At 51.5% G+C, this 23,392-nt stretch carries 20 protein-coding genes; 13 read left to right on the forward strand and 7 right to left on the reverse strand.

The window, feature by feature from the left end:
* The first annotated feature begins 3 nt into the window (after positions 1-3).
* Positions 4-3,765, forward strand: coding sequence for a sensor histidine kinase (locus DEV76_RS15060; RefSeq protein ID WP_109698749.1), 3,762 nt, complete (start codon positions 4-6; stop codon positions 3,763-3,765).
* A 62-nt stretch (positions 3,766-3,827) separates the two neighbouring features.
* Positions 3,828-4,355, forward strand: a complete 528-nt coding sequence (locus DEV76_RS15065) for a phosphohydrolase (RefSeq protein ID WP_109698750.1) — start codon at positions 3,828-3,830, stop codon at positions 4,353-4,355.
* A 70-nt stretch (positions 4,356-4,425) separates the two neighbouring features.
* Here the strand turns inward: DEV76_RS15065 and plsX are convergent, their stop codons facing one another.
* The 3 genes from plsX to DEV76_RS15080 are packed head-to-tail and all read right to left on the reverse strand — an operon-like array spanning position 4,426 to position 6,201.
* Positions 4,426-5,388: a phosphate acyltransferase PlsX gene (gene plsX / locus DEV76_RS15070; protein ID WP_109698751.1), complete on the reverse strand. Its 963-nt coding sequence runs from the start codon at positions 5,386-5,388 to the stop codon at positions 4,426-4,428.
* Between the two features lie 48 nt (positions 5,389-5,436).
* Complete coding sequence (gene rpmF, locus DEV76_RS15075; RefSeq protein ID WP_109698752.1) at positions 5,437-5,631, reverse strand: 50S ribosomal protein L32; 195 nt, start codon at positions 5,629-5,631, stop codon at positions 5,437-5,439.
* Between the two features lie 30 nt (positions 5,632-5,661).
* Positions 5,662-6,201, reverse strand: a complete 540-nt coding sequence (locus tag DEV76_RS15080; RefSeq protein ID WP_109698753.1) for a YceD family protein — start codon at positions 6,199-6,201, stop codon at positions 5,662-5,664.
* Positions 6,202-6,399: 198 nt separating this feature from the next.
* Between DEV76_RS15080 and DEV76_RS15085 the strand changes: the two genes are divergently transcribed.
* Positions 6,400-8,868, forward strand: coding sequence for a PAS domain S-box protein (locus DEV76_RS15085; RefSeq protein WP_109698754.1), 2,469 nt, complete (start codon positions 6,400-6,402; stop codon positions 8,866-8,868).
* Here the strand turns inward: DEV76_RS15085 and DEV76_RS15090 are convergent.
* On the reverse strand, positions 8,865-9,752 hold the full coding sequence (locus tag DEV76_RS15090; protein ID WP_109698755.1) for a fructosamine kinase family protein: 888 nt from the start codon (positions 9,750-9,752) through the stop codon (positions 8,865-8,867). The two genes, DEV76_RS15085 and DEV76_RS15090, sit on opposite strands and share 4 nt — an antisense overlap.
* A 23-nt stretch (positions 9,753-9,775) precedes the next feature.
* On the opposite strand from DEV76_RS15090, the gene DEV76_RS15095 reads away from it, so the two are divergent.
* Positions 9,776-10,858 carry a DUF3810 domain-containing protein gene (locus DEV76_RS15095; RefSeq protein WP_109698756.1) on the forward strand — a complete coding sequence of 361 codons (1,083 nt, stop codon included), beginning with the start codon at positions 9,776-9,778 and terminating at the stop codon, positions 10,856-10,858.
* A 67-nt stretch (positions 10,859-10,925) separates the two neighbouring features.
* Here the strand turns inward: DEV76_RS15095 and DEV76_RS15100 are convergent, their stop codons facing one another.
* Together DEV76_RS15100 and DEV76_RS15105 are read right to left on the reverse strand one after the other, a co-directional pair.
* On the reverse strand, positions 10,926-11,873 hold the full coding sequence (locus tag DEV76_RS15100) for an arginase (RefSeq protein WP_109698757.1): 948 nt from the start codon (positions 11,871-11,873) through the stop codon (positions 10,926-10,928).
* Positions 11,874-11,905: 32 nt separating this feature from the next.
* Positions 11,906-13,045: an acyl-CoA dehydrogenase gene (locus tag DEV76_RS15105; protein WP_109698758.1), complete on the reverse strand. Its 1,140-nt coding sequence runs from the start codon at positions 13,043-13,045 to the stop codon at positions 11,906-11,908.
* 234 nt (positions 13,046-13,279) lie between these two features.
* On the opposite strand from DEV76_RS15105, the gene DEV76_RS15110 reads away from it, so the two are divergent.
* The 4 genes from DEV76_RS15110 to DEV76_RS15125 all read left to right on the forward strand — a co-directional run bounded on the left by DEV76_RS15110 (position 13,280) and on the right by DEV76_RS15125 (position 16,792).
* On the forward strand, positions 13,280-13,921 hold the full coding sequence (locus tag DEV76_RS15110) for a YggS family pyridoxal phosphate-dependent enzyme (RefSeq protein ID WP_232826958.1): 642 nt from the start codon (positions 13,280-13,282) through the stop codon (positions 13,919-13,921).
* 9 nt (positions 13,922-13,930) lie between these two features.
* Entirely contained in the window at positions 13,931-15,160 is a 1,230-nt protein-coding gene (locus DEV76_RS15115) for a peroxiredoxin family protein (RefSeq protein WP_109698759.1), read from the forward strand.
* 162 nt (positions 15,161-15,322) lie between these two features.
* Positions 15,323-15,508: a hypothetical protein gene (locus tag DEV76_RS15120; RefSeq protein WP_109698760.1), complete on the forward strand. Its 186-nt coding sequence runs from the start codon at positions 15,323-15,325 to the stop codon at positions 15,506-15,508.
* A gap of 51 nt (positions 15,509-15,559) precedes the next feature.
* On the forward strand, positions 15,560-16,792 hold the full coding sequence (locus DEV76_RS15125) for a serine hydrolase domain-containing protein (protein ID WP_198652083.1): 1,233 nt from the start codon (positions 15,560-15,562) through the stop codon (positions 16,790-16,792).
* A gap of 475 nt (positions 16,793-17,267) precedes the next feature.
* Here the strand turns inward: DEV76_RS15125 and dcd are convergent, their stop codons facing one another.
* A complete protein-coding gene (gene dcd / locus DEV76_RS15130) occupies positions 17,268-17,804 on the reverse strand; it encodes a dCTP deaminase (RefSeq protein WP_109698761.1) in 537 nt (178 codons plus the stop codon).
* A gap of 67 nt (positions 17,805-17,871) precedes the next feature.
* On the opposite strand from dcd, the gene DEV76_RS15135 reads away from it, so the two are divergent.
* The 5 genes from DEV76_RS15135 to DEV76_RS15155 all read left to right on the forward strand — a co-directional run bounded on the left by DEV76_RS15135 (position 17,872) and on the right by DEV76_RS15155 (position 23,317).
* Positions 17,872-18,513, forward strand: coding sequence for a 4'-phosphopantetheinyl transferase family protein (locus DEV76_RS15135; RefSeq protein WP_109698762.1), 642 nt, complete (start codon positions 17,872-17,874; stop codon positions 18,511-18,513).
* A complete protein-coding gene (locus DEV76_RS15140; protein ID WP_109698763.1) occupies positions 18,510-19,016 on the forward strand; it encodes a shikimate kinase in 507 nt (168 codons plus the stop codon). Before DEV76_RS15135 ends, DEV76_RS15140 begins: the two co-directional genes overlap by 4 nt.
* Positions 19,009-19,395 carry a DUF423 domain-containing protein gene (locus DEV76_RS15145; protein WP_109698764.1) on the forward strand — a complete coding sequence of 129 codons (387 nt, stop codon included), beginning with the start codon at positions 19,009-19,011 and terminating at the stop codon, positions 19,393-19,395. Before DEV76_RS15140 ends, DEV76_RS15145 begins: the two co-directional genes overlap by 8 nt.
* A 172-nt stretch (positions 19,396-19,567) precedes the next feature.
* Entirely contained in the window at positions 19,568-20,647 is a 1,080-nt protein-coding gene (locus DEV76_RS15150) for an alpha/beta hydrolase family protein (protein ID WP_109698765.1), read from the forward strand.
* A 42-nt stretch (positions 20,648-20,689) separates the two neighbouring features.
* Positions 20,690-23,317: a DNA translocase FtsK gene (locus tag DEV76_RS15155; protein ID WP_109698766.1), complete on the forward strand. Its 2,628-nt coding sequence runs from the start codon at positions 20,690-20,692 to the stop codon at positions 23,315-23,317.
* Positions 23,318-23,392 lie beyond the last annotated feature (75 nt).

Below are 23,392 nucleotides of genomic sequence, written 5' to 3' on the forward strand. Positions count from 1 at the left end.
GATATGCTGGATACCAAGGAAATACGGCTCTTCTTTCTGCGGAACGGCTACCTGCTCATCATTGCAGCCTGGCTGTTCACGTTCTCGTTCCTGTTCAATAACTACTGGAGCTACTATTCTTCCCCCCATGGTGTACAACGCAGCCTGGAAAGTGACGTTCACAGCCGGGAGACCGACTTCCGGGAGCTGGCATCCGACACGGCGGTTGTTAATAGTCTTTTCCGCGGCGATTACAGCCGTGAAACCCTCGAAGCCACCTACAGCGAAAGCTACCATGTATTTGCCTACGATTCTACTGATGCAGGGATGCGCCTGCGATTCTGGAGCACCAATACCGTGGAGCCTCCCGCACCGGATGGCGCCCGGGAAGGCACGGGCTTCCGGAAAATGGCCAATGGCTGGTATGTAATCATCAACCACCGCGCGGCACCGGGCAGATGGCTGGTAGGGCTGCTGCCGGTTAAAGAAGAATTTGCCATCAATAACGATTACCTCGGCTCCGCTTTCTATGGCCGTCCCGCCATCGGGCCGGAATATACCATACAGCCCAAAGCACCGGGCCTTCCGGTACTGGATACCCATAAGCAGATACTGTTCTTCCTCCATTACGACCCTGCCAAGTCAGACGCAGCTCCCAGCCTGGCCAGTGTGATATTGCTCCTGCTGGGTGTTATATGCGTTTTCATCTTTATCAACCTGTTTGCCACCCTGATGGCCAAAAAGCTCACGCCTATCTGGGGGTTCCTCTTCCTGTTTGCCGTGATCCTGCTGTTCAGGGTACTCACATATTTATATCCTTTCCCCATAGACCTGGGCACGCTCAACCTGTTTCAGCCAACGATCTATGCGAAAGACGATGTGTTTAAATCACTGGGCGACCTTTCCCTCAACGTATTGCTCACCTTCTGGCTGATACTTTTCTTCCGCCAGCAGGTGCGTACCATCCACCCGCCCGTGCTCCGCAAGAAATGGCAGGGCTGGCTTATTATAGCAGCGGCTGGGCTGGGTATGTTCATCGCCGGGCAGTTCCTGCTCGATCTCATCCGGAGCCTTGTAATCGACTCCAAGATATCGTACGACGTAACGAACTTCTTTTCCCTGAACGAGTACAGCGTGATCGGGAGTATCAGTCTTGGTTTCATCGCTATCAGCTTCCTTTTCTTTTCCCAGATCGTCAATTACCTGCTCAACCAGCTTACTGATTTTCAATATAAAACCAAATACACTTCGCTGGCTCTCGTAGGGCTTGTATGGCTGGCCTTCCGCTTTAACCTGCCCGATTTCAGTGCCTCCGTGGTGCTGATGGTATGGCTGCTGGTGTATGTGGCTATCCTCGACTGGCTCGAAACCCGCTTCAGTAATAATTCCGCATCCCTGCCATTTATTATGTGGATGCTGATGATGACACTTACCACGGCGGCGGTGCTGGTATATTACAACAACCAGAAAGAGCTGAGCACCCGTATGCGGGTAGCGGAGAACCTCTCCAAGCAGCGCGACCCCTACCTCGAAACACTGCTCAATGATGTAGGTGACCGCCTTGGCGAGGATGCCGAAGCACGCCGCTTCTTCCTGCAGCCCTCGCGCGACGGGCGCCGCACATTAGATGCAACACTTCGTGAAAAATACTTTGCCCGCTACCTGAGCCGCTTCAATGTACTGTTCTATACCTACGATGCTGAAGGCGAAATGCTTTACAACAACGAAGGCGTGCCGTTCAATGATCTGCAGAACCGTATCATGGGCAATACGCTTTCTCATGTGCTGGGCGAAGATCTCTACTACGACGAGCGCAGCTTCCGCGATTACAGTTATATCGGTAAGAAAGAGTATTTCGGTACCGAAGGCGCCCCTGCCGGCTACCTATTCTTTGAAGTAAGATCAGAACCGGAAATTGCACAGCCCGACAGGCTGTACCCTGAACTGCTTATCGACGGTAACCGCCTCGACGGACAGGAGAATACCGATCAGTATTCCTGGGCGGTGTATGATAAGGGCGTGCTGGTGACCAATAGCGGAAACTATTCTTTCAAAACACGACTTGGAGCGGCAGAAATGCCCCTGGCAGATGTAGTGTATGAAGATGATTACGACCACTCACTGTTATATTACAGGGCCTCGAAAGATAAGCTGGTGCTGGTGGCGAAGAAAACAAGGAACTTCCTGGAGTTCATCACCCTCTTCGCGTACATGTTCTGCCTTTTCCTGCTTATTATAGCTATATACAGTCTGGTAGACCTGCTGGTGAAAGCACGCCTCCAGATGTCGAATATGCGGACCTTGCTGAACCTGAGTATCCGTACGAAGGTGCAGACAACAATTCTCTCCGCAGTTGTGTTCTCTTTCCTTGCATTGGGCCTTGCCACCATCCTGTTCTTCATTAACCGCTACCGCGCTGAGAATGCGCAGAAGCTGAGTGAAACGGTGCAAAGCATCGGGAAGGATATGGAGGAAGTGTTTTACACCCACCGCCAGTTCGATGAAATGGGGATGATCTATGATTCGATCTTTTCTTCACGGCTGTCTGCCGCGGTAGGCGATATTGCAAGAGAGCATAATGTGGACATCAATATTTATGATACCGAAGGCCGGCTGCAGCTGACTACGCAGCCGCTGATGATAGAGAAAGGATTATTATCTCCCGGAATCAATCCCATGGCGCTGTACCAGCTGTCGCAGCGCAGCCGTATCCAGTTTATTCAGGAAGAGAAAATCGGGCGGATGAGTTATATCAGCAGTTACGTACCTATGCGGAGCCAGGGCGAAGTATTTGCATTCCTGAATGTGCCTTACTTCGCAACGGAAAACGAATTGCGGCAGCAGATCTCCACTTTCCTGGTGGCCCTTATTACTATCAACGCGTTTATTTTCCTGCTGGCGGGTTTGCTGGTGTTGCTGATATCCAATACCATCACCAAATCCTTCTCCCTGATTACGGAGAAGCTGCGGAGTGTGAACCTGGGGCAGCATAATGAGGCCATCCGCTGGGATAACGATGATGAGATCGGGCTGCTGGTGAATGAATACAACAAAATGGTGCAGAAGCTGGAAGTGAGTGCGGCCATGCTGGCGAAGAGCGAAAGGGAAGGAGCGTGGAGGGAGATGGCGCGGCAGGTGGCCCATGAGATCAAGAACCCGCTTACCCCCATGAAGCTCAGCATCCAATACCTGCAGCGGGCTATTGCCAATGATTCCCCGGATGTGAAAGCCCTCTCCCGGAATGTAGCCAATACGCTGGTGGAGCAGATCGAACACCTGTCTAATATCGCTTCTGATTTCGCGGCGTTTGCGCATATCACGAAAGTTAACAATGAAGTATTCTCGCTCAGTGAAGTGCTGCAATCGCTCACTTCGTTGTATATGAGCAGTCCGGAGTGCCACATTTACTTCGGGCGGCAGGATAAGCCGTATCTCATTGATGCCGATAAAACACAGATCAACCGGGTGTTTACCAACCTGCTTCAAAACGCCATCCAGGCTATTCCGGAAGGGCAGGAGGGGCATGTAGCCATCAGCCTGAAGGAAGAAGGACTGCATTGGGTGGTTGTGGAAGTGATCGACAATGGTACAGGCATACCTCCGGAAGCACAGGAGAAGATCTTTGTGCCCAACTTCACTACCAAATCTTCCGGTACCGGGCTGGGCCTGGCCATGAGTAAAAACATCGTGGAGCAGGCGGGCGGAGAGATATGGTTTAAGACTTCTCCCGGTGTAGGCACCACCTTCTTTGTAAGGCTGCCGCTTGTGGCAGATCAAACTGTGTGATCCTGCCGGCAATCCCTTTAAATATACATCCCGCTTAGCTGGTAAAGGTCTTTCTTTGCAGCATGCATCCACATCCGCTGATCGACGATATTCTGGACCGTTACCGGGCGCAACTGGGAAAAGATTACTCCCGGTACCGCAACCATGCCCAGCGGGTATACCTTGCCTGCCGGCAGCTGGATGCTGAACCTGTGAGGGAAATCCGCTATGCCCTTGCTGCGGCCTTCCATGATATCGGTATCTGGACGGATGGAACGTTTGATTACCTGGAGCCCTCAGTGCGGGAGTGCCGCGCATATATGGAGGCGCAGGGGATGGGCGGACTGGCCGGTGAAGTGGAGGCGATGATCCTGTGGCATCATAAAGTGAGCCGTTTCAAAGATGAGCACTGGCCGGCGGTAGAGTATTTCCGGCAGGGGGATCTGGTGGATGTTTCGATGCAGCTGAAAACCTTTGGCATTTCCCGGCCGGCGCTTACGGCCATGAGGGATGCCTATCCTTTCCTGGGGTTTCATATGTTTCTTATAAAGCGGGCCTTCCGGCATTTTCTGCGGCATCCATTACGGCCATTGCCTATGTTCAGGAGATGAGGACAAAGAAAAAAGGCCGGCTTGCGGCCGGCCCTTTCGAATAATTTGTGTGTCAGTTGTTGGTATAAGCTTAAGCTTCTGCCTCGGGAGAGGGGGTGGTTACGAAGCTTTCCCTGATTTTTTCCATCAGTTTGGACTGGATCATTTGTTCTGCCAGAACGATCATGTTGGAGAAAGCGCGTTCTCCGGAGATGCCGTGGCCGATGATAACGGGTTCTGCAACGCCCAGAACGGGAGTGCCGCCGTATTGTTCGAAGTCGAAACGGTCGATGTATTCATCCTTGATATTACGCCTGTGGGCAATATCATGGAATGATTCGGCCATTTTGAGGACTACGTTACCGGTGAAGCCTTCACAAACGATTACGTCTGCAGTGTCTTTGAAAACATCGCGGCCTTCTACGTTACCGACGAAATTGATGTGGGAGTTTTCCTTGAGGAGGGGGTAGGTGGCCTGGGCGAGGAGATTGCCTTTGCCTTCTTCTTCCCCGATGTTGAGGAGGCCTATTTTCGGTTTGTCTTTACCCAGGATGTACTTGGAGTAGAGTGAGCCGAGGATGGCGAACTGAACGAGGTTTTCGGGTTTACAGTCGGCGTTGATGCCCACATCGAGCAGGAGACCGGTAGAACCGTCTTCCCGGGGAACGAGGGTGGAAATGGTGGGCCGCTGAATGCCTTCAACCAGTTTAATTGAGTAAATGGCGCCAACCATCATGGCTCCGGTGTTGCCGGCGCTGATGAAAGCGTCAATCTTTTTGTTTTGAAGGAGATGGAAGCCGATTGAGATGGAAGAATGCGGCTTTTCCTTTAAAGCTTTGGTAGGATGTTCATTCATCCCGATTACCTGGGATGAATGAACAACGGTATATCTTGACTGGTCTAATGCTGCTTCTGTGAGGAGGGGTGTTAAGACCTGCTCGTCACCAATCAACATCAGATGCGCATCAGATGCTTTGCTTAAAAATAACTTAACTCCTTTTACTGCTTCTGCGGGGGCATAGTCGCCTCCCATCATATCAAGCCCGATTCTCATGAACTGTGTTTTGTCTTGTGTTCTCGGGGGTAAAATTAGTAAAAATTATTATTTAGCAGCAGCTTGTTTTTCCAAAACAACTTTTCCTTTGTAGAACAGTTTGTTCTCTACCCAATGAGCACGGTGTCTCAGGTGCACTTCGCCGGTAGCGCTGTCTGTGCTTAAAGTTTCAGCAAATGCCTTGTAATGTGTTCTTCTCTTTGCTGATCTTTGTTGCGAGTGTCTGCGTTTAGGATTCGGCATCTTATTTAATTTTTAAAATTGAATACGTTTTTAATTATCTCTGAACTTTTCCAATCCTTTCCAGATCGGATTTGTCTGTTCCCCGTCCTGTTGTTTCATCTTTTCCAACATATCGAGCACCTTCGGATCGCACCCGCTTTTTCCTTCCGCATCGTCCGGATGGATACGCTGCATGGGAATACTCAGGTTGATGAACTCGTAAATGAAGTCGGCCACATATAAATGGCTCTCCGTACGGCTGATGTAAGTCACGTCCGGATCTTCATCAGTATTCATCTCCTCCGGATTGTCAACAAGCTTTACCACCTGGTTGAAATCGTCCCAGAGCTGAAGCTCAAAAGGCTGGCCGCAACGGTCACATATAACCGTCAGCTTACCACCCACCTCAAACTTCAACAGGAAAAATCCCGGCTTCTTGTCCAACTGGAGGGTTACCGTGGCGTGACAGTTTGAGAAGTCAGGCTCAGCACCCAGCTTTTCAAAGAAACTGTCATCGATCTGATATTGGAATGTATGCACCCCGGGCGTCAGACCTACAAATGCTATGTCAAATTCGCGGAGATGCTTCATATCAAAATCCTCCCTTTTAGAGGGATGCAAAGGTAAACAAATATTTCCAAAAGCAAAAATTTCCTACTTTTGTTGATTCTCAGGCTTGTATTATATATCAAAATATATAAAAATGTCAGATATTTACAGTTAGTTAGTTGCATCATTTTTGTGTAACTTCATACTGCGCTCAGCATCACCATTTTTTGCAAATGCCTCATGAAATCCTACACTTCCCCCTATTCCCCCGATGACATGTCAGAAAAAGGCAGAATAGGCCGGAAACAGCCACGGAACACACTTACTGCACCCCCGCCACCCGGGGGCACCCCTCCTATATTCGCACTTTCCATCGCAGTTTTCCTCCGCAGCACCAACGCCGGTGTAGTTGTCACAGACGAAAGGCACCGGTTTGTATGGGGGAACGACGTATTTATGGAATACTTCCATGCCGGCAAGTACAAAGGTAACCAACTGGACCTTACCTTCCGGGCCATGATTGCCCGCTTTTCCCGGGATGTAGCCGCTCCAGCGCCATTTGAATTGAAAATGAAAGAGTTGCGCCGGAAAAGAAAACCCTTCTTCGGCTGGGAACTTCCCTTCCGCGACGGCCGCATCTTCGAAATATCCTACATTCCCGTATTCGACGGCCCCCGCTTCGCCGGATCCATCTGGCAGATAGTGGACGTTACCCGGCACCGACAGGCACACGAAGAACTCAAACTAGTAGATGAAAAATACCGCGTAATCCTCGATAACCTCAACGCCGCCCTCTGCGAAACAGACCTCGAAGGCAACATCGTCAAAGTATACGAAAGCTTCTGCCGCCTCTCGGGCTACAGCGAAGAGGAACTGATCGGGTATAATATCACCGACATCTTTGTACCTGAAGAGAACCGTGAATATGCCCGCAACCTCCGCCGTTACCGGGTGGAAAAGAAGGTGGCCTTATTATATGATATGGAGATCGTCCTGAAAGACGGCAGCCGCAAATGGGTGATCGCCAGCTCCGGGAACATCTACGACCGGGAAGGCAAAGCCATTGGAGGGGTGGGTATCCATATGGACATTACCCCCCAGAAACACCTGCAGCGCGAACTCGAACTGGCCAAACAGGCCGCCGAAGAAGCCCAGCGCACCCAAAAAGAGTTCCTGGCCAATATGAGCCACGAGATCAGGACGCCCCTCAATGCCATCATCGGCATGGCCCACCTCCTCGAAGAAACCGCGCTGAACGACGAACAGAAGGAATACATCAAAATACTCAAGCACTCTTCCGGCATCCTCCACGGCCTTATTACCGATATCCTCGATATCTCCAAGATAGAAGCCGGCAAGCAGGAAGTGCATCCCCGCGAATTTGACCTCCGTGAGCTCATCCAGAGCATGAAGCATACCTTCCAGATGAAACTGGGCCAAAGACCCGTGCAGGTTACCGTGGAGCTGGACAAACGCATCGATTCCCTTCTTATCGGGGACGATATGATTTTGAACCAGATTCTCATGAACTTGTTAGGGAATGCAGAAAAGTTCACCAAGGAGGGAGAAATTGCCATCAAGGTGAACCTGGAAGATATTCAGGGCAACGCGCTATGGCTCCGCTTCCAGGTTTGTGACACCGGCATAGGCATTCAGGCGGATAAGCTGGAACTGATCTTCCAGAACTATAAACAGGCGGAAAAAGACATCCGTGAGCGATATGGCGGTACCGGCCTCGGCCTTGCCATCGCCAAACAGCTGGTAGAATTACAGGGCGGCCGCATAGCCGTGGATAAAAGCGGGGAATACACCACCTGCTTCACCTTTACCCTGCCGTTCATTGACACCCGCAGGCCGCTGGTGAGGCCGGGCGGGCAGGATCCGGAAAACAAGTATTCCCGCATCGATTTCGGGCAGGCGAGAGTACTGGTGGTGGAAGACAATCCCATGAACCTGAAGTACATCCTCAGTTTGCTCGAAAAGTACAAGATCAACCACCAGCTGGCCACCAACGGACCGGATGCTTTATATTTCCTGGAGTCCCGGCAATACGACCTGGTACTGATGGATATCCGCATACCGGGAATGGATGGCTTTGAGCTGGCACGTAAGATCCGGGAAGATGAAGGAAGGCCCAACGTAGCCACGCCCGTTATCGCTACCACGGCCACTGCCATGCCAAGCACACTGGCTATGGCCAGGAATATCGGGATCACGGAGATCCTCACCAAGCCTTATACCCCCGACCAATTGTTGCAGGTGCTTAACAAGTACCTCAATGAAGACGAAACCGAAATCATTATGGAAGTGCAAAATATTAGTGGATACGAATTCCATCCCTCGCTGGATGTGAAATACCTGAATACCCTTTACGAAAGCAACATCGGGTACGCTATCGATCTGTTCGATATATACGTACTCACGATCCGGGATGAGCTTACCAAGATCCGGAAAGTGGCAGATGCGAATGATTGGGAAACCCTCCGTTTCCAGGTGCACAAGATCAAGCCCAACTTCTCCATGGTAGGGCTTACCTGGATTACTACCAAACTGGAAACCATGGAAAACCTGCTGCGCCACAACGAAAACCTTGACAGCATCCCCGCGCTCCTCGGTGAGATCGTGGATGAAGTGAACGGGTTTTTCCCCGTTGTAGAAGAAGAATTGCAGAAAATGCAGGCATTTATGGCCGGTGGGGGACAGATCTAGTTAAACTGCTCCAGCGCTTCCTTCACATCGGAATAATAACTTCCTCCGAAAAGATTCAGATGCACCAGCAGGGGATATAACTGGCAAAGGGGCAAACGTTCCTGCCAGCCTTGCTCCAGCGGGTGAATGGCCTGATAGGTGTAATAGAACCGTGTGTCGAACCCGCCGAAGAGGCGCGTCATCGCCATATCCATCTCCCGGTGGCCGTAATACACTGCCGGGTCAAAGATGCAGGCACGGCCGTTTTGCGCCACCAGGAAGTTACCACTCCAGAGGTCGCCATGCAATAAAGCAGGTGCCTCGTCGGGGAACAGCTCCGGCAGTTTGCGGCATACCTTCTCCATACGCTGCATAAGCGCTGCATCCAGCCGGTGATTGTCGTACGCCATTTTAGCAAGGGGCATGAGCCTGTTCATGGCATAGAAAACTGCCCAGCTGGAATAGGGTGTATTGTATTGTTTGAGGGAACCGATATAATTAGGGTTATTCAGCCCGAACCAGGGGCGGGTTTGCTGATGCAGCCTTGCCATGGAAGCCGCGAAATTCTCCCAGAAATCCGGTGCTGCGGCGCCTTTCTCCACAAATTCTGCTACCAGGTAGGCACGGTTACCGGCTATACCATTGCAAACAGGGCGGGGTACGGAAATAACATCGGCTTCCCGAAGTTCCTCCAGTCCGCTCAGCTCCCGGTCAAACATTCCCGGATGCTTTACGGCATCGTTCAGCTTCAGGAAGAAGCGGCCCTGGGAGGTATCTATCCGGAAAGTTTCATTGATATCGCCCCCGTGTAACCGCTCTGCGTGAATAATCTGTAATTTCACGGACAGTTGCAGTTGTTTGGTAAGGGACTTTTCAAGTTCCTGTTGTATGGTAAAATCTAACATGATTCCTTCTGCTTAAACTTAAAATGGAAAAAGAATACCGGTTCGGAAAACCACTGATTTCAATAGCGCTCGGGCTGACGGGCATCCTCTTTCTCACCTGGGCGGTGGCTGCAGACGGATGGCTGGCAGGGATCTACTTTCATAGGTGGTACGATTTCATCAGTACGTTGTTAAGAAAAGTGTTCGGTAGCATGACGGGTAGCATAGGCGATGTAATTTACTGCGTTTGGGTAATAATCGGTATTATTTTTTTGATAAAAACCTTATGGCGGCTCATCCGCGGGCAGTGGAAAGCCTTGTTCCACGGGCTTCTCCGTGCAGTGGCGTCGCTCTGCTGGCTCTATTTCATCTTCCTCCTTTTCTGGGGTGCTCATTATCAGCGTACTACCATGGTGAAAGACCTTGGCTATGGCGTGCAGCCGTATACGAAAGCAGACCTTTACCTGCTGGCCGACACACTGGTGCGCCTCACCAACCGCGATAAGGCGGAACTGGAAGCCCTGCCTTCCCCGCCCGATACCTTGCCCCGGCAGGTATTCGCAGATGCTTCAAAGGCATACGGCGCCCTGTCTGCCGATTTCCCCATCCTGCGGTACCGCAACCCCTCCGTGAAGAAATCCATGTTCGGGCATTATCTTAACTACCTGGGCGTTACCGGCTATCTGAACCCCTTCACCAACGAGGCGCAGGTAAATGCCACGGTGCCCGCTTTCCAGGTGCCTTATGTAACCTGTCATGAAATAGCGCACCAGTTAGGCTTTGCGCCGGAGGAAGATGCCAACTTCGTTGGGTACCTTGCCGCCAGCCGGTATAATGATCCCCGGTTCCGCTATGCCGCCAATTACGAGATGCTGCTCTACACCATACGCCGCATTGCGAGGAGAGACCCTCCGCTGGCACGCCTCCTGTGGAACAAAACCCATCCCGGCATCCGGGCCGATGCACAGCGGGCCATTGATTTTTACCGCGAATATGAAGGTCCGGCAGACGATTACTCGGCCATCTTCTACGACCAGTACCTCAAAGCCAATAACCAGCGCCACGGTATCAGGAGCTACAGCGAAGTGGTGGGCTGGCTCATCGATTACTACCAGATCCGCAAATGACCTTACCCGTATAAAACAAAAGCGCCCTCCGCATCGGAGGGCGCTTTTGCATTTCAGACAAAAAGTATCAGTTCATCATCAGCACATTTACACTGCGCTGGAGGATGTTAAAAGCGATTTCGGCCATGAGGTTCTCCCGGTCGAGCGTGGGGTTTACTTCCGTGATCTCAAAGCAGCAGATCTTCCGGTGCTGCATGAATTTGGAAATAAGGTCTTCCGCTTCCCGCTCCCGCAGTCCATTGCTCACCGGGGTGCCGGTGCCGCGGGAAATAGAAGCGTCGAGGCTGTCCACATCAAATGAAACATAGATGTATTCGCAATCGTGCAGGTAACGGAAAACGCTGCGTGCCACTGCCTCGGGGCCTTTACGGCGCACCTCGTTGGTGGTGATCACTTTCATGCCGTATTTACGGATAAGGTGATCTTCCTCCTTTTCATAATCCCGCAGTGAAATAAACACAATGTCTTCCGGCAGCACTTTCGGTGCAATCTTACCGAGGTTTTTGAGCTGGCCCCAGAGTTTGGCTGTATTATCGTCTACCTCATGCACCTTGTTCTCGATATTATCTTCCGCGATGGAAGCGGCGAGGGGCATGCCATGCATATTGCCGGAGGGGGTGGTGTAAGGAGTGTGCAGATCGGCATGCGCATCGATCCAGATAACACCCAGCTTGGCTTTGGGCCTTGCGAGTTTCAACCCGGCAATGGTGGCACCTGCGGTGCTGTGATCGCCGGAAAGCACTACGGGGAACCAGTTGGCCTTAATAGTGTCGCAAACAGATTTGCTCACGCGCTCATACATGTTGATAGTGCCCTTGATGCGCTTGGCGAATGGAGATTCGATTGGCTCGAACAGTAGTTTATTTTCCGTCTCAACTTCTTCCGTAGGGAAATGGACGAAGAAGTTGCTCATGAAATCGAGGGCTGCAATCTTGATCGCGTCTACCCCCAAGCTGGCGCCACGTGTGCCTGCGCCAATTTCGGATTTGACTTCAATGATCTTGATATTTTTCATACAATGTTTTGGTGTGGGCCGCTGAAGCGGGATCAGCCGAGGATAGTCCTCCCGATCACGATGCGCTGAACTTCAGACGTGCCTTCATAGATCTGTGTTATTTTAGCGTCGCGCATAAGCCGCTCTACGTGGTATTCTTTTACATAACCGTAACCGCCGTGTACCTGAACTGCTTCTGTAGCTACCCACATGGCGGTTTCAGAAGCAAATACCTTGGCCATGGAGCCGCTGAGGGTATAGTCGAGGTGGTTATCTTTTTCCCATGCTGCACGGAGGCAGAGGAGGCGGGCTGCTTCAATTTTGGTAGCCATATCCGCCAGCTTAAACTGGATAGCCTGGTGCTGGGAGATCTCTTTCCCGAAGGCTTTCCTTTCCTTGCTGTACTTCAATGCCAGTTCAAATGCACCGCTGGCGATGCCCAGTGCCTGGGAGGCAATACCGATACGGCCGCCGCCCAACGTTTTCATGGCAAATTTAAACCCGAACCCGTCTTCCCCGATCCGGTTTTCCTTCGGCACTTTCACATCCTGGAACATAACGCTGTGCGTATCGCTGCCACGGATGCCGAGTTTATTTTCTTTAGCACCGAGTGTAATTCCCGGCGTGTTTTTTTCAATGATAAGGCAGTTGATGCCTTTGCTTCCCAGATCGGGATGCGTTTGTACCATTACCAGGTATACGCTGGCAGAATTGGCATTGGTGATCCAGTTTTTGGTACCGTTCACCAGATAGTGATCGCCTTTATCTTCACCGAGGGTACGTTGCGAAGTAGCGTCTGACCCTGCTTCCGGTTCGCTCAGCAGGAAAGCCCCGATGATCTCGCCTTTAGCAAGGGGCACCAGGTATTTCTGTTTCTGTTCTTCCGATCCGAATGTTTCCAGTCCCCAGCAAACGAGGGAGTTATTCACGCTCATTACCACGGAAGCGCTCGCGTCTATCTTGGATATTTCTTCCATTGCCAGCACATACGAAACAGTGTCGAGGCCGGCACCGCCGTATTCAGGACTTACCATCATACCGAGGAAACCCAGTTCTCCGAGTTTCTTGATTTGTTCCGCCGGAAATTTCTGCTGCTCATCGCGCTCTATTACGCCGGGTAAAAGCTCATTCACCGCAAAATCCCTCGCCGCTTTCTGTATCATCAGATGTTCTTCCGTTAACTGAAAATGCATGTCAATTGATTTTTGAAAAGATTGTTGGTGCTTACAAACCTATCTTAAAATAGGCATTCAAAAAAATCACCGCATCAGAATTAAATGCCTGCAGGTTAATCCGCTGGATTATTGAATATTTTCATAATAACTCCCCCCGTTTATTGGGGAAATCCTAATGCAACCTGTCTTTAATCCAGAAAAGTCTATTATTTTTGTAGGATGATGGGAGTGAATTTAATTAACTACCGCCATGTGCTGGAACAGATCCAACCCTTTCAGGCACAGCTGGTAGCAGTATCAAAAACCAAACCTGCCGAATCTATACAGGCCCTCTACGATGCCGGCCAGCGGATATTCGGCGAAAATTACGTGCAGGAAATGGTGGAGAAGGAAGGCCTCCTTCCCAAAGACATTCAGTGGCACTTCATCGGCCACCTTCAAAGCAATAAAGTAAAATACATCGCCCCGTTTGTGAGCATGATCCATGGGATCGACAGTTTCAAACTCCTCGCGGAAGTAAATAAACAGGCCGCGAAGCACAACCGTGTAATCGATTGCCTTTTACAGGTACACATCGCTACCGAAGAAACGAAGTTCGGCCTGAACGAAGAAGAGCTGACCGCAGTACTGGAACAGGCTGCCACACTCACCAACGTACGCATCGCAGGCCTCATGGGCATGGCGAGCAATACAGACGATCTGGACCAGGTACGTGGCGAGTTCCGGCGGATGAAGGAATTGCTGACCGCCATGGAAGCGAAGTTCTTCCCCGGTGCAGGCACCTTCCGCGAACTTTCCATGGGCATGAGCGGAGATTATACAATAGCCCTGGAAGAAGGGAGCACGCTCGTCCGCATCGGCAGCCTGCTTTTCGGCGCCAGGAATTACGCATAAACCAATCTTATGAAAAGAATCTTACTGATAGCAGCCACCGCACTGGCGGCCTGCGGCACCACCAAACAGGCCGGACTGAAAACAGGCCCCTGGCAGGCACAACTCACCCGGCAGGATGGAGGGCAGATCATTTTTAACTTCGATGTGGCAGACAGTGCCGGCGCACCGGTTATATATGTAACCAATGCCGGGGAAAGGATGAAGGTGGATGAAGTAAAAGTGGAAGGGGATTCGGTGTTCATCCGCATGCCTTTCTTTGACTCCGAATTCAAAGCCGCCGTATACTTAAACGGCAGCCTGCAGGGTAAATGGATACGCCACCTCGCGGATAAGGATGTAGACATCGATTTCTATGCACAGCCCGGCAAGTCGGAACGCTTTGCCGTTTCCAAACCCGCCACCCGCAATGTTACAGGCCGCTGGCCCACCTGGTTCTACGATGCACCGGGGAAAGACAGCTCCTTCGCGATCGGTGAGTTCGTACAATCCGGCAGCCAGGTTACCGGTACCTTCCTGACTCCTTCCGGCGATTACCGGTATCTGCAGGGAGTGGTAGACGGTGATACGCTTAAATTATCCACCTTCGACGGCTCGCATGCCTACCTTTTCACCGCGCTGGTTGAAAACGACTCTACTTTAAGCAATGGTACCTTCCTCGCCGGCATCACGGCAAAGCAGCAGTTCAGCGCCCGGAAAGACAGCAGCGCCCGTCTGCAGGATGCTACCACACTGAATACAGTGAAAGAGCCGGGCGCCACCCTGGATTTCAAATTCCCCGACCTCAGTGGCAAGCCGGTTTCCATTAAAGATGAGCGCTTCAAAAATAAAGCCGTGATCGTTCAGATCTCAGGCTCCTGGTGCCCCAACTGTATGGATGAAACCGCTTACCTGAGCGACTGGTATAAGAAGAATAAAGACCGCGGTGTAGAGATCGTGATGCTGACTTACGAGCGCACTACCGATTTTGAGAAATCGAAGAAAGCTGCAGAAGGCTTCGCCCGGAAATTCGATGTAACCTACCCGGTATTGATCACCGGTGTTACTCCCTCAGATCCGGAGAAAACAGAGAAAACACTGCCCCAGCTGACAGGCCTGAAAGGCTTCCCTACCACCATTTACCTCGACCGCAGCGGCAAGGTAGTGGAAGTGCATACGGGCTTTAACGGGCCGGGTACAGGTGAGCATTACGAAGAGTATAAGAAAGAATTCAATGCTTTGATGGACAGGTTGCTTCAGTAGTTTGTCCGACACGATAAAAGAAAACCGGGTAGCGAACGCGCCCGGTTTTTTTATTTCTCCGATTATCGGAGAAATGCTCTTCTGATACTGAGATATTCTCACCTTCCAGAATCCTGCACGACATATAGAGCCCTTAATTTTGTAAGAATAAATTCAGCATGTATGTCATTTACTATTCAGAGCAGAACGGAGTACCGGTTCGTAATGATTGAGATATTGAAAATGATAGACCGGGGAGAGGAGAACCTGTCTTTGGCCGAACGCCGGCAACTGGGAGAAATGATGGTGGCCGCGGAAAAGTATGAAGAAGCGGAGATGGTGGCCGGAGGTGATTGTCCGGGCTGGTAAATCCCGGGCTTTCTTACTATATTTCACGGCATTAATACAGCCTACACGTTTATGAAAAGACACATGATATTGCTGGCAGGGTTGCTGGCCACACTTTCCACCACTGCCCAGCAAACCTTTCAAAAAGCCACCAATCCTGCATCCGCTGGCTTTTCTGCAGCCCGCCTGCAGCGGATAGACAGCTTTTTTGAAGCCGCAGTAGCCAAAGGGCTTACCCCCAATGCCGTAACGTTTATTGCCCGTAAAGGACAGATCGTTCACCATAAGGCATTCGGGTTCAGTAACCTCGAAAAGAAAAAGCCCGCCCGGACAGACGATATTTTCCGCATCGCCTCACAAACCAAACTGGTGACCACGGTGGCCATGCTCATGCTTTACGAAGAAGGGCACCTTTTCCTGGACGATCCCATCTCCAAATTCCTGCCTGAGTTTAAAGACGTACAGGTACTTACCCCTGAAGGAGGTACGCGCCCGCCTAAAACACAGCCTACCATCCGCCACCTGCTGTCGCATTCCGCAGGTATTCCCTACCAGCACCCCACGGTGAAAGAGCCTAACGTATATCTCAGCGATCTGAATGGTCTTACCATGGAAGCGCTTATTAAACAGGTGGCCAAACGCCCCCTTACGCACGATCCCGGGGAGCAGTTTACCTACGGATACAATACAGACGTGGCGGGGCGCATTGTGGAAGTGATCTCCGGCAAAAGCCTGAAAGACTTCTTCCACGAGCGGATATTTGCCCCTCTTGGCATGAACGATACCTACTTCTACCTTCCGCCTGCCAAAGCCGGCCGCCTTGTGGAACTGTATGCCAAAGGCACCCTTGAAGCCCCACTAACCGTACATACCAGCGAAGCCAACCGTACCTACCCGGTGGCAGGAAAGCAAACGCTATACCTCGGCGGGGCCGGGCTGGTAAGCACTGTTTCCGATTACGCCAAAATCTGCCAGCTGGTACTGAACGGCGGTAGTTTCAATAATGTGCGCCTCCTGTCCCGCAAAACGGTGGACCTGATGGGCCGTAACCAGATCGGGAACAGCTTTGTCTGGGACCGCAACGATAAATTCGGGCTGGGCCTGCAGATCATCACGGAAGATACCCGCTATGGCGATCAGGCGAGCCCCGGTTCCCTCACATGGGGTGGCGCTTATTGCTCCGAATATACCATTGACCCTAAGGAAGGGGTGGTGATGCTGGTGTTCACCAACGTGAGCCCCTACGCCTGGTACGGGGAGTTTGTCCGTAAGTTCAGGATCCTTGCTTATGGGGCAATGGAGTAAATGCTTCTGTAAATCAATACCTTATCTAATAAAAGGGACCTGCTCACTGCTGAGCAGGTCCCTTTTTGCTGGCAGGACACTGCCAGCCTGGGGATGGTTATCCTCGTCCTGTAGCAGGGGGAGTAGTGAAGGTATTCCGTATTTCAGCAGTACTTAACCCGGGGATAAGCCGTAGATAAGCCGCCCCTATATAGGGGCGGCTTATGGGCGGGATATGGGCGGCTTAAAGGCGGCTTAAGGGCGGCTTATCTCCCTGATAAGTGTGCTGTTGTTATGAAGTAAAATGAGCTCTTCCGCTTTAAATGCGGAAGGAGGCATAGCCTATTAATTCCAGTTAACCAGGTTTCAGGTTTACGGTGAAAACCGGGTTGCCGGGGTAATGAATAAGTTTTGGCACAGCTTGCTGAAGCCGGAGGGCATAAAAAAAGGGGCTGTTCCGGTTGGAACAGCCCCTTTTGGGTAATGTGCCGTAAGGCTAGAACTCGTTCTTCCACATCATGGATTCAACGGGGCGAACGGTACGGCCGTTGTATTTGGCGTTGCCTTTCTTGTTGTAGAGGGTTTCGATCTGGCCTTCTACCACGAAGTAGATAAGCTGCCCGATGGGCATGCCGGCATAGATCCTAACGGGTTGGGCGCAGGAAATCTCCAGCGTCCAGGTGTTGCAGAAGCCTACATCGCCTTTGCCGGCGGTGGCATGGATATCGATACCCAGGCGGCCGGTGCTGCTTTTGCCTTCGAGGAAGGGCACGTGGGCATGGGTTTCGGTATATTCGAGTGTTACACCCAGGTAAAGGGTATTGGGCTGCAGCACAAATCCTTCTTCCGGGATCTCGAAATGAATGATCTCGTTATGCCTGCGGGCGTCCAGCACACGGTCGGCATACGTAGCCAGGTATTTACCCAGGTGTACGTCGTACGAGTTGGTGCCGAGGTATTGCCGGTCGTAAGGGTCGATCACGATGGTGCCCTTTTCTATTTCTTCCAGAATTCTTTTGTCAGACAAGATCATGCGTGATGGTGTTTAGGTTAGGCCGGTTGCTTAATTCCCGTTAAATTCGCGTTTAAGCGGCGAATTTATGGCTTTAATACGAACGATACAAATAGATCCGGCCACCCGGCTGGGAGTGTGGAAAATTGGTGAAGAAGAAAGGTTTTTCAGGGAACGGGTTACTATCGATCCCGGCGTCCATCACCCCCATAAGCGGCTCCAGCATTTTGCGGGGCGCTATCTGCTCGTAGAACTGTTCCCGGACCTCCCCGTTCACGAGATTCGTATACTGGACACCAGAAAACCGTATATTCCGGGAAATCCTTACTATTTTTCCATCTCGCATTGCGGAGATTATGCCGCCGCCATCGTGAGCACCCGCGAACATGTGGGCATCGATATCGAAAACGTGCAGCCTAAAATTGGTAAAGTAGCCCATAAGTTCCTCGCCGGAAGGGAGAGAGAATTCCTCCACCCCGACCGCCGGCTGGAGCATCAGACCGTTTGCTGGTCGGCCAAGGAGGCAGTGTACAAATGGTATGGACTGGGCGGACTGGATTTTAAAGCCAATATGCAGCTGCAGGCTTTCCCCCTTCAGCAGGCGGGCATGCTCGTTTGCGACTTTTTGAAAGATGACAGGATGGCCTGTCTGGATCTGCAATACATCATCGACAATAACCTATGCCTCGCCTGGACGGCCGGGGAAAACAAACAACCGAACCAGCAATGAAAATTTTTCTCTTGGGGTTTATGGGAGCCGGAAAATCCTATTGGGGCAAGCAGCTCGCCGCGCATTGGGACTTGCCTTTTTATGACCTGGATGATGTGATCGTGGAAGCGGAAGGCATGCCTGTAGCCGATATTTTCAATACCAAAGGCGAAACCTACTTCCGTGAGCTGGAAAGCAAACTGCTGCGGGAGCTGGTGCTGGATAACGACCGGTTTATTATTTCCTGCGGCGGAGGCACCCCCTGCTTTTCCGATACCATGGATTTCATGAACGAATCCGGTAAAACCATCTGGCTGAACCCATCGGTAGGACTGATGGTGGAACGCCTGCAGCGCAAGCAGCATAAACGCCCTCTGATCCAGGACCTTACACCGGAAGATCTGGCTGCCTTTACCGAAAAGAAATTGCTGGAGCGCCAGCCGTATTATGAGCAAAGTCAGGTGATCATCAGTGACGATGAGATATCTTTGGAGACTTTTGACAAACTGATCCACCATGCATAAATCGTTTTTAGTATGGGCCGCCGCCCTTGGCGCCCTTTCCGTAATACTCGGCGCTTTCGGCGCTCATAAACTGAAAGAACTGGTGCCGCCGGAAACCGTAAGCACCTTCCAGACCGGTGTTACTTACCAGTTCTATCACGTATTCGCACTGCTGGCCGTGGGTATTCTGTATGCGCATCTGCCATCTCCATCCCTTATATGGGCCGGCCGTTTGTTCCTTCTCGGCATCCTCCTGTTCTCCGGTTCCCTGTATGTGCTCACATTCCTTAAAGCCACGGAAACCGTTGGCCTGCGGGGAATTGGTGCTATTACACCCATCGGCGGCCTCCTGTTTATCGCAGGATGGATATGCCTGCTCGTTGGCGTACTGAAGAAATAATCACAGTTTACCTGAACAATAATAATACTTACCGGCAGGGCTGCAGCAATTACAATGCTGCGCCCTGTTTGTATATTATAGCGGTTTCGGTTTTCTGTTTACAGTCAGAAAAAAAGTTAATTTACCCCGGCTATGGGAAGTATTCCCGGCTTACAATATTAAAATCAGCATTATGCGCAGCTATCTGCTATGGGTCGTAATGGTTGCAGGGCTTACCGCCCGGGGCCAGCAGCGCCCGCAGGAACCAATGCCCAAGTACGCCTATCATGTGGAGCATGTGTATTTCCCCAATACGAAAGACAGTATCTCGCTGGCAGGCACCTTTACCCGGCCGGATGCACCCGGTATGTATCCTGCAGTAATTCTCATCTCCGGCAGCGGCCCGCAGGACAGGAACAGCCAGTTGCTGGGGCATAAACCTTTCCTTGTTATTGCAGACCATTTTGCGAAGCATGGAATTGCCGTGCTGCGGTACGACGACCGTGGGGTGGGGGAGAGCCGCGGACAAATGAAGGGAAGCGATATCTCGGATTTTACACGCGATGCAGCAGCTGCTCTCACATACCTGAAGGGGCGTGCGGATGTGGATACCCGGAAAATAGGAGTGGTAGGGCATAGCGAGGGCGGTGCTATCGGACTGATCCTGGCGGCAGAAAATCCTGCAGTTTCCTTCCTCGTATCCATGGCAGGCCCGGGTGTGGATGGCACTGAGCTTATCATGAGCCAGACGGAAGCCATTCTGCGCCAGTATAATGCGGGCGACAGTCTTATCCAATCCCAGCTGGGCTACCAGCGTGCCATGATGGATGCAATTGTGCAGGAAAAAGATACCGTGGCATTGAAAGCACGCATCATCAGCAACGCTAAAAAACAGTATGCGGAGAACACCGGGGCGCAAAAGGCGATGGATGAAGACCGGTTCGTACAAACCGTTTCGTCACAATATCTGACACATGAATACCTTTCCATCGTCCGTTTCGATCCAAAACCCTATTTTGCCAAAGTGAAATGTCCGGTGCTGGTACTGAATGGCGATAAAGACATCCAGGTAATCAGCAAAGTACATCTTGCAGGATGGAGGGAAGGGCTTCCGAAAGCTACTGTTAAAGAGCTGCCGGGCCTCAATCATCTTTTTCAGCAATGTAAAACCTGTCAGCTCACGGAATACCGGACGCTGACGGAAACCATATCTCCGGCTGCCCTTGGCGAAATGACCGAATGGATCCGGCAAACAACCGGTCTCCGGAAATAATTTCCGCGATTGGCACCGCAATAGTTAATTTTGATTCCGATTATGGCAGGAAACAAACTGAAATCAGAGAAGAAAGAACCAAAAAAGAAGAAAGAGCAACCACCCAGTCCAGATGTCCTTAAGCCGGACAAGGAACCGGAGGTGAAAGTGCGGGAGCTGGTGAAGGATGAGCGCACCCATAAAGTGCTGGGCGCGGTTTTCCTGCTGCTGGCATTGTATTGCTTCATCGCGTTCACATCATACCTCTTTACCTGGGAAGAAGATCAGGATAAAGTATTCCGTTATTCTTCCTCCGTACTCTTCCGCGACGATGTGGAAGTGGGCAACCTGCTGGGAAGACTGGGTGCGTTTACCTCGCACTGGTTTTTCTTTAAAGGCTTTGGTATAGCCTCGTACCTCTTTACTTATTTCTTCTTTATCATAGGCATCAATTTCATTGTTGGCCGGCGGGTTTTCCGTTTCTGGCGCAATGTGAAATATATCCTTTTTGGCCTGCTGTTTCTCAGCATGACCTTCGCGTTCCTCACCGGTAAATCTGCTTTCCCATGGGGAGGCGCCATGGGCGATGCGCTGAATAAATGGGTAAGCGGCTTCCTCGGTAAAACCGGTACAGGCCTGCTGCTCATAACATCCGGCATTTGCTGGCTCATCTGGAAATTCAACCTCGACTTTAAATGGCCCGAAAAGCAGGCCAAACCTGCCAAAGCCGTTGTGCCTGCATATCCGGAAGAAGAAGCGGAAGATGAAGGGGAGGAAGATAACAGCCGGTTTGCACCCGCCGCCAGCACCCGTAACAACGGGCTGAAAGGTGATGGCGCACCCGTGTTCCGGGAAGAAGAAGAGGAGTTTGACGGTGAGCTGCAGCTGATCGAGAAAGAAGAACCTGCGCCCTTTGCAACCTACACTCCTCCGGCAGTTCCCCTACCCGAACCAGAGCCGGAAGATCTGGCGCTGGAAGAGCTGAAACTTACAATTCACGAACCTGATCCTGAGCCGGAACCGGTTGTTGAAGCACCGCCGGCACCCATCCAGCTCGATATACCGCCACCCGCGCCTAAAAAGCCGCGAACGGATGATGTAGCTTTCGAGATCAAACCGGTGTATGAAGATCCTACGGACGAACAAGTGGAAGAGCTGGTGCCTGTCCGCGAAGCGGTAACGGCAGATCCTTACGAGCCTACCCTCGACCTCCGCGATTATCAATACCCTTCTCTCGAAATGCTGGAGAACCACGGGTCGGATAAAATCGTGCAGGACGCATCAGAACTGGAGAAGAACAAGAACCAGATCATCGACACTCTCAAGAACTACGATATTTCTATCCAGAAGATCAGTGCTACCGTAGGGCCTACCGTTACCCTGTACGAGATTGTACCAGCTGCAGGCGTGCGCATCTCCCGGATCAAGAACCTGGAAGATGACATTGCCCTGAGCCTTTCTGCACTGGGTATCCGTATCATCGCTCCCATTCCGGGGCGTGGTACCATCGGTATTGAGGTGCCTAATGTGAAGAAAACCATCGTATCGCTCCGGAACATGCTGGCATCGGATAAATTCCAGCACAGCCAGATGGATCTGCCCATCGCGATCGGTAAAAAGATCGATAACGAAAACTTCATCGCCGACCTTGCCAAAATGCCTCACCTGCTGATGGCCGGTGCTACGGGGCAGGGTAAGTCCGTAGGTATCAATACACTCCTCGTTTCCCTCCTGTACAAAAAGCATCCTTCGCAACTGAAGTTTGTGCTGGTAGATCCCAAGAAGGTGGAGCTTAGCCTGTACAAGCTCATCGAGAAGCACTTCCTGGCCAAACTGCCGGGAGAGGAAGACGCGATCATTACCGATACCAAAAAAGTGGTGCATACACTGAACGCGCTTTGTATTGAAATGGATGTTCGGTACGACCTGCTGAAGGAAGCCGGTACCCGTAACATACGTGAATACAATGCCAAGTTCACACAGCGCCGCCTCAACCCCCTGAAAGGACACCGTTACCTGCCATTCATCGTGCTGGTGATAGACGAGTTCGCGGATCTGATCATGACGGCGGGTAAAGAAGTGGAGATGCCCATCGCACGACTGGCACAGCTGGCCCGTGCCGTAGGTATCCACCTCATCATTGCCACACAGCGCCCCTCTGTAAATATCATTACCGGTACCATTAAAGCCAACTTCCCGGCGCGTATCGCATTCAAGGTGTCTTCCAAGATCGACTCCCGGACCATCCTGGATACCGGCGGTGCCGAGCAGCTCATCGGGCAGGGCGACATGCTTATTTCCTTTAACGGGGAAGTAGTGCGCCTCCAGTGTGCCTTCGTGGATACACCTGAAGTGGAGAGCGTGGCAGAGTTCATTGGTGGCCAGCGCGGCTACCCGGATGCCTTCCTGCTGCCGGAATACATTGATGAGAAAGACATGGAAGGGAAAGATTTCAGTCTTGCCGACCGCGATCCCCTGTTTGAAGAAGCAGCCCGTGTAATTGTGCAGAACCAGCAGGGTTCCACTTCATTACTGCAGCGCAGGATGAAGCTGGGGTACAACCGTGCGGGCAGACTGATGGATCAGCTGGAGGCTGCCGGTATCGTAGGCCCCAATATGGGAAGCAAGGCCCGGGAAGTGAATGTGAAAACAGAAGCAGACCTCGAAGAGATCCTTAACAGTATGTTATAAACATAATTTGTAATAATTTTGCAATTCTTTAACAGGGCTAATTAAACGGATCGGCACAGCATTTGTCTATCTTAC

It is taken from the genome of Chitinophaga deserti (assembly GCF_003149455.1).
In the GTDB taxonomy this organism is placed as follows: Bacteria; Bacteroidota; Bacteroidia; order Chitinophagales; family Chitinophagaceae; genus Chitinophaga; species Chitinophaga deserti.

Excerpts from the sequence above, each read along its gene's own strand:
- DEV76_RS15085 (WP_109698754.1), top strand. The coding sequence starts at position 6,400 with ATGAAATCCTACACTTCCCCCTATTCCCCCGATGACATGTCAGAAAAA.
- DEV76_RS15145 (WP_109698764.1), top strand. The coding sequence starts at position 19,009 with ATGCATAAATCGTTTTTAGTATGGGCCGCCGCCCTTGGCGCCCTTTCC.
- DEV76_RS15125 (WP_198652083.1), top strand. The coding sequence starts at position 15,560 with ATGAAAAGACACATGATATTGCTGGCAGGGTTGCTGGCCACACTTTCC.
- DEV76_RS15095 (WP_109698756.1), top strand. The coding sequence starts at position 9,776 with ATGGAAAAAGAATACCGGTTCGGAAAACCACTGATTTCAATAGCGCTC.
- DEV76_RS15060 (WP_109698749.1), top strand. The coding sequence starts at position 4 with ATGCTGGATACCAAGGAAATACGGCTCTTCTTTCTGCGGAACGGCTAC.
- DEV76_RS15105 (WP_109698758.1), bottom strand. The coding sequence starts at position 13,045 with ATGCATTTTCAGTTAACGGAAGAACATCTGATGATACAGAAAGCGGCG.
- DEV76_RS15090 (WP_109698755.1), bottom strand. The coding sequence starts at position 9,752 with ATGTTAGATTTTACCATACAACAGGAACTTGAAAAGTCCCTTACCAAA.
- DEV76_RS15120 (WP_109698760.1), top strand. The coding sequence starts at position 15,323 with ATGTCATTTACTATTCAGAGCAGAACGGAGTACCGGTTCGTAATGATT.
- plsX (WP_109698751.1), bottom strand. The coding sequence starts at position 5,388 with ATGAGAATCGGGCTTGATATGATGGGAGGCGACTATGCCCCCGCAGAA.
- DEV76_RS15065 (WP_109698750.1), top strand. The coding sequence starts at position 3,828 with ATGCATCCACATCCGCTGATCGACGATATTCTGGACCGTTACCGGGCG.
- DEV76_RS15140 (WP_109698763.1), top strand. The coding sequence starts at position 18,510 with ATGAAAATTTTTCTCTTGGGGTTTATGGGAGCCGGAAAATCCTATTGG.
- DEV76_RS15150 (WP_109698765.1), top strand. The coding sequence starts at position 19,568 with ATGCGCAGCTATCTGCTATGGGTCGTAATGGTTGCAGGGCTTACCGCC.
- DEV76_RS15115 (WP_109698759.1), top strand. The coding sequence starts at position 13,931 with ATGAAAAGAATCTTACTGATAGCAGCCACCGCACTGGCGGCCTGCGGC.
- DEV76_RS15100 (WP_109698757.1), bottom strand. The coding sequence starts at position 11,873 with ATGAAAAATATCAAGATCATTGAAGTCAAATCCGAAATTGGCGCAGGC.
- DEV76_RS15135 (WP_109698762.1), top strand. The coding sequence starts at position 17,872 with ATGGCTTTAATACGAACGATACAAATAGATCCGGCCACCCGGCTGGGA.
- DEV76_RS15080 (WP_109698753.1), bottom strand. The coding sequence starts at position 6,201 with ATGAAGCATCTCCGCGAATTTGACATAGCATTTGTAGGTCTGACGCCC.
- rpmF (WP_109698752.1), bottom strand. The coding sequence starts at position 5,631 with ATGCCGAATCCTAAACGCAGACACTCGCAACAAAGATCAGCAAAGAGA.
- dcd (WP_109698761.1), bottom strand. The coding sequence starts at position 17,804 with ATGATCTTGTCTGACAAAAGAATTCTGGAAGAAATAGAAAAGGGCACC.
- DEV76_RS15155 (WP_109698766.1), top strand. The coding sequence starts at position 20,690 with ATGGCAGGAAACAAACTGAAATCAGAGAAGAAAGAACCAAAAAAGAAG.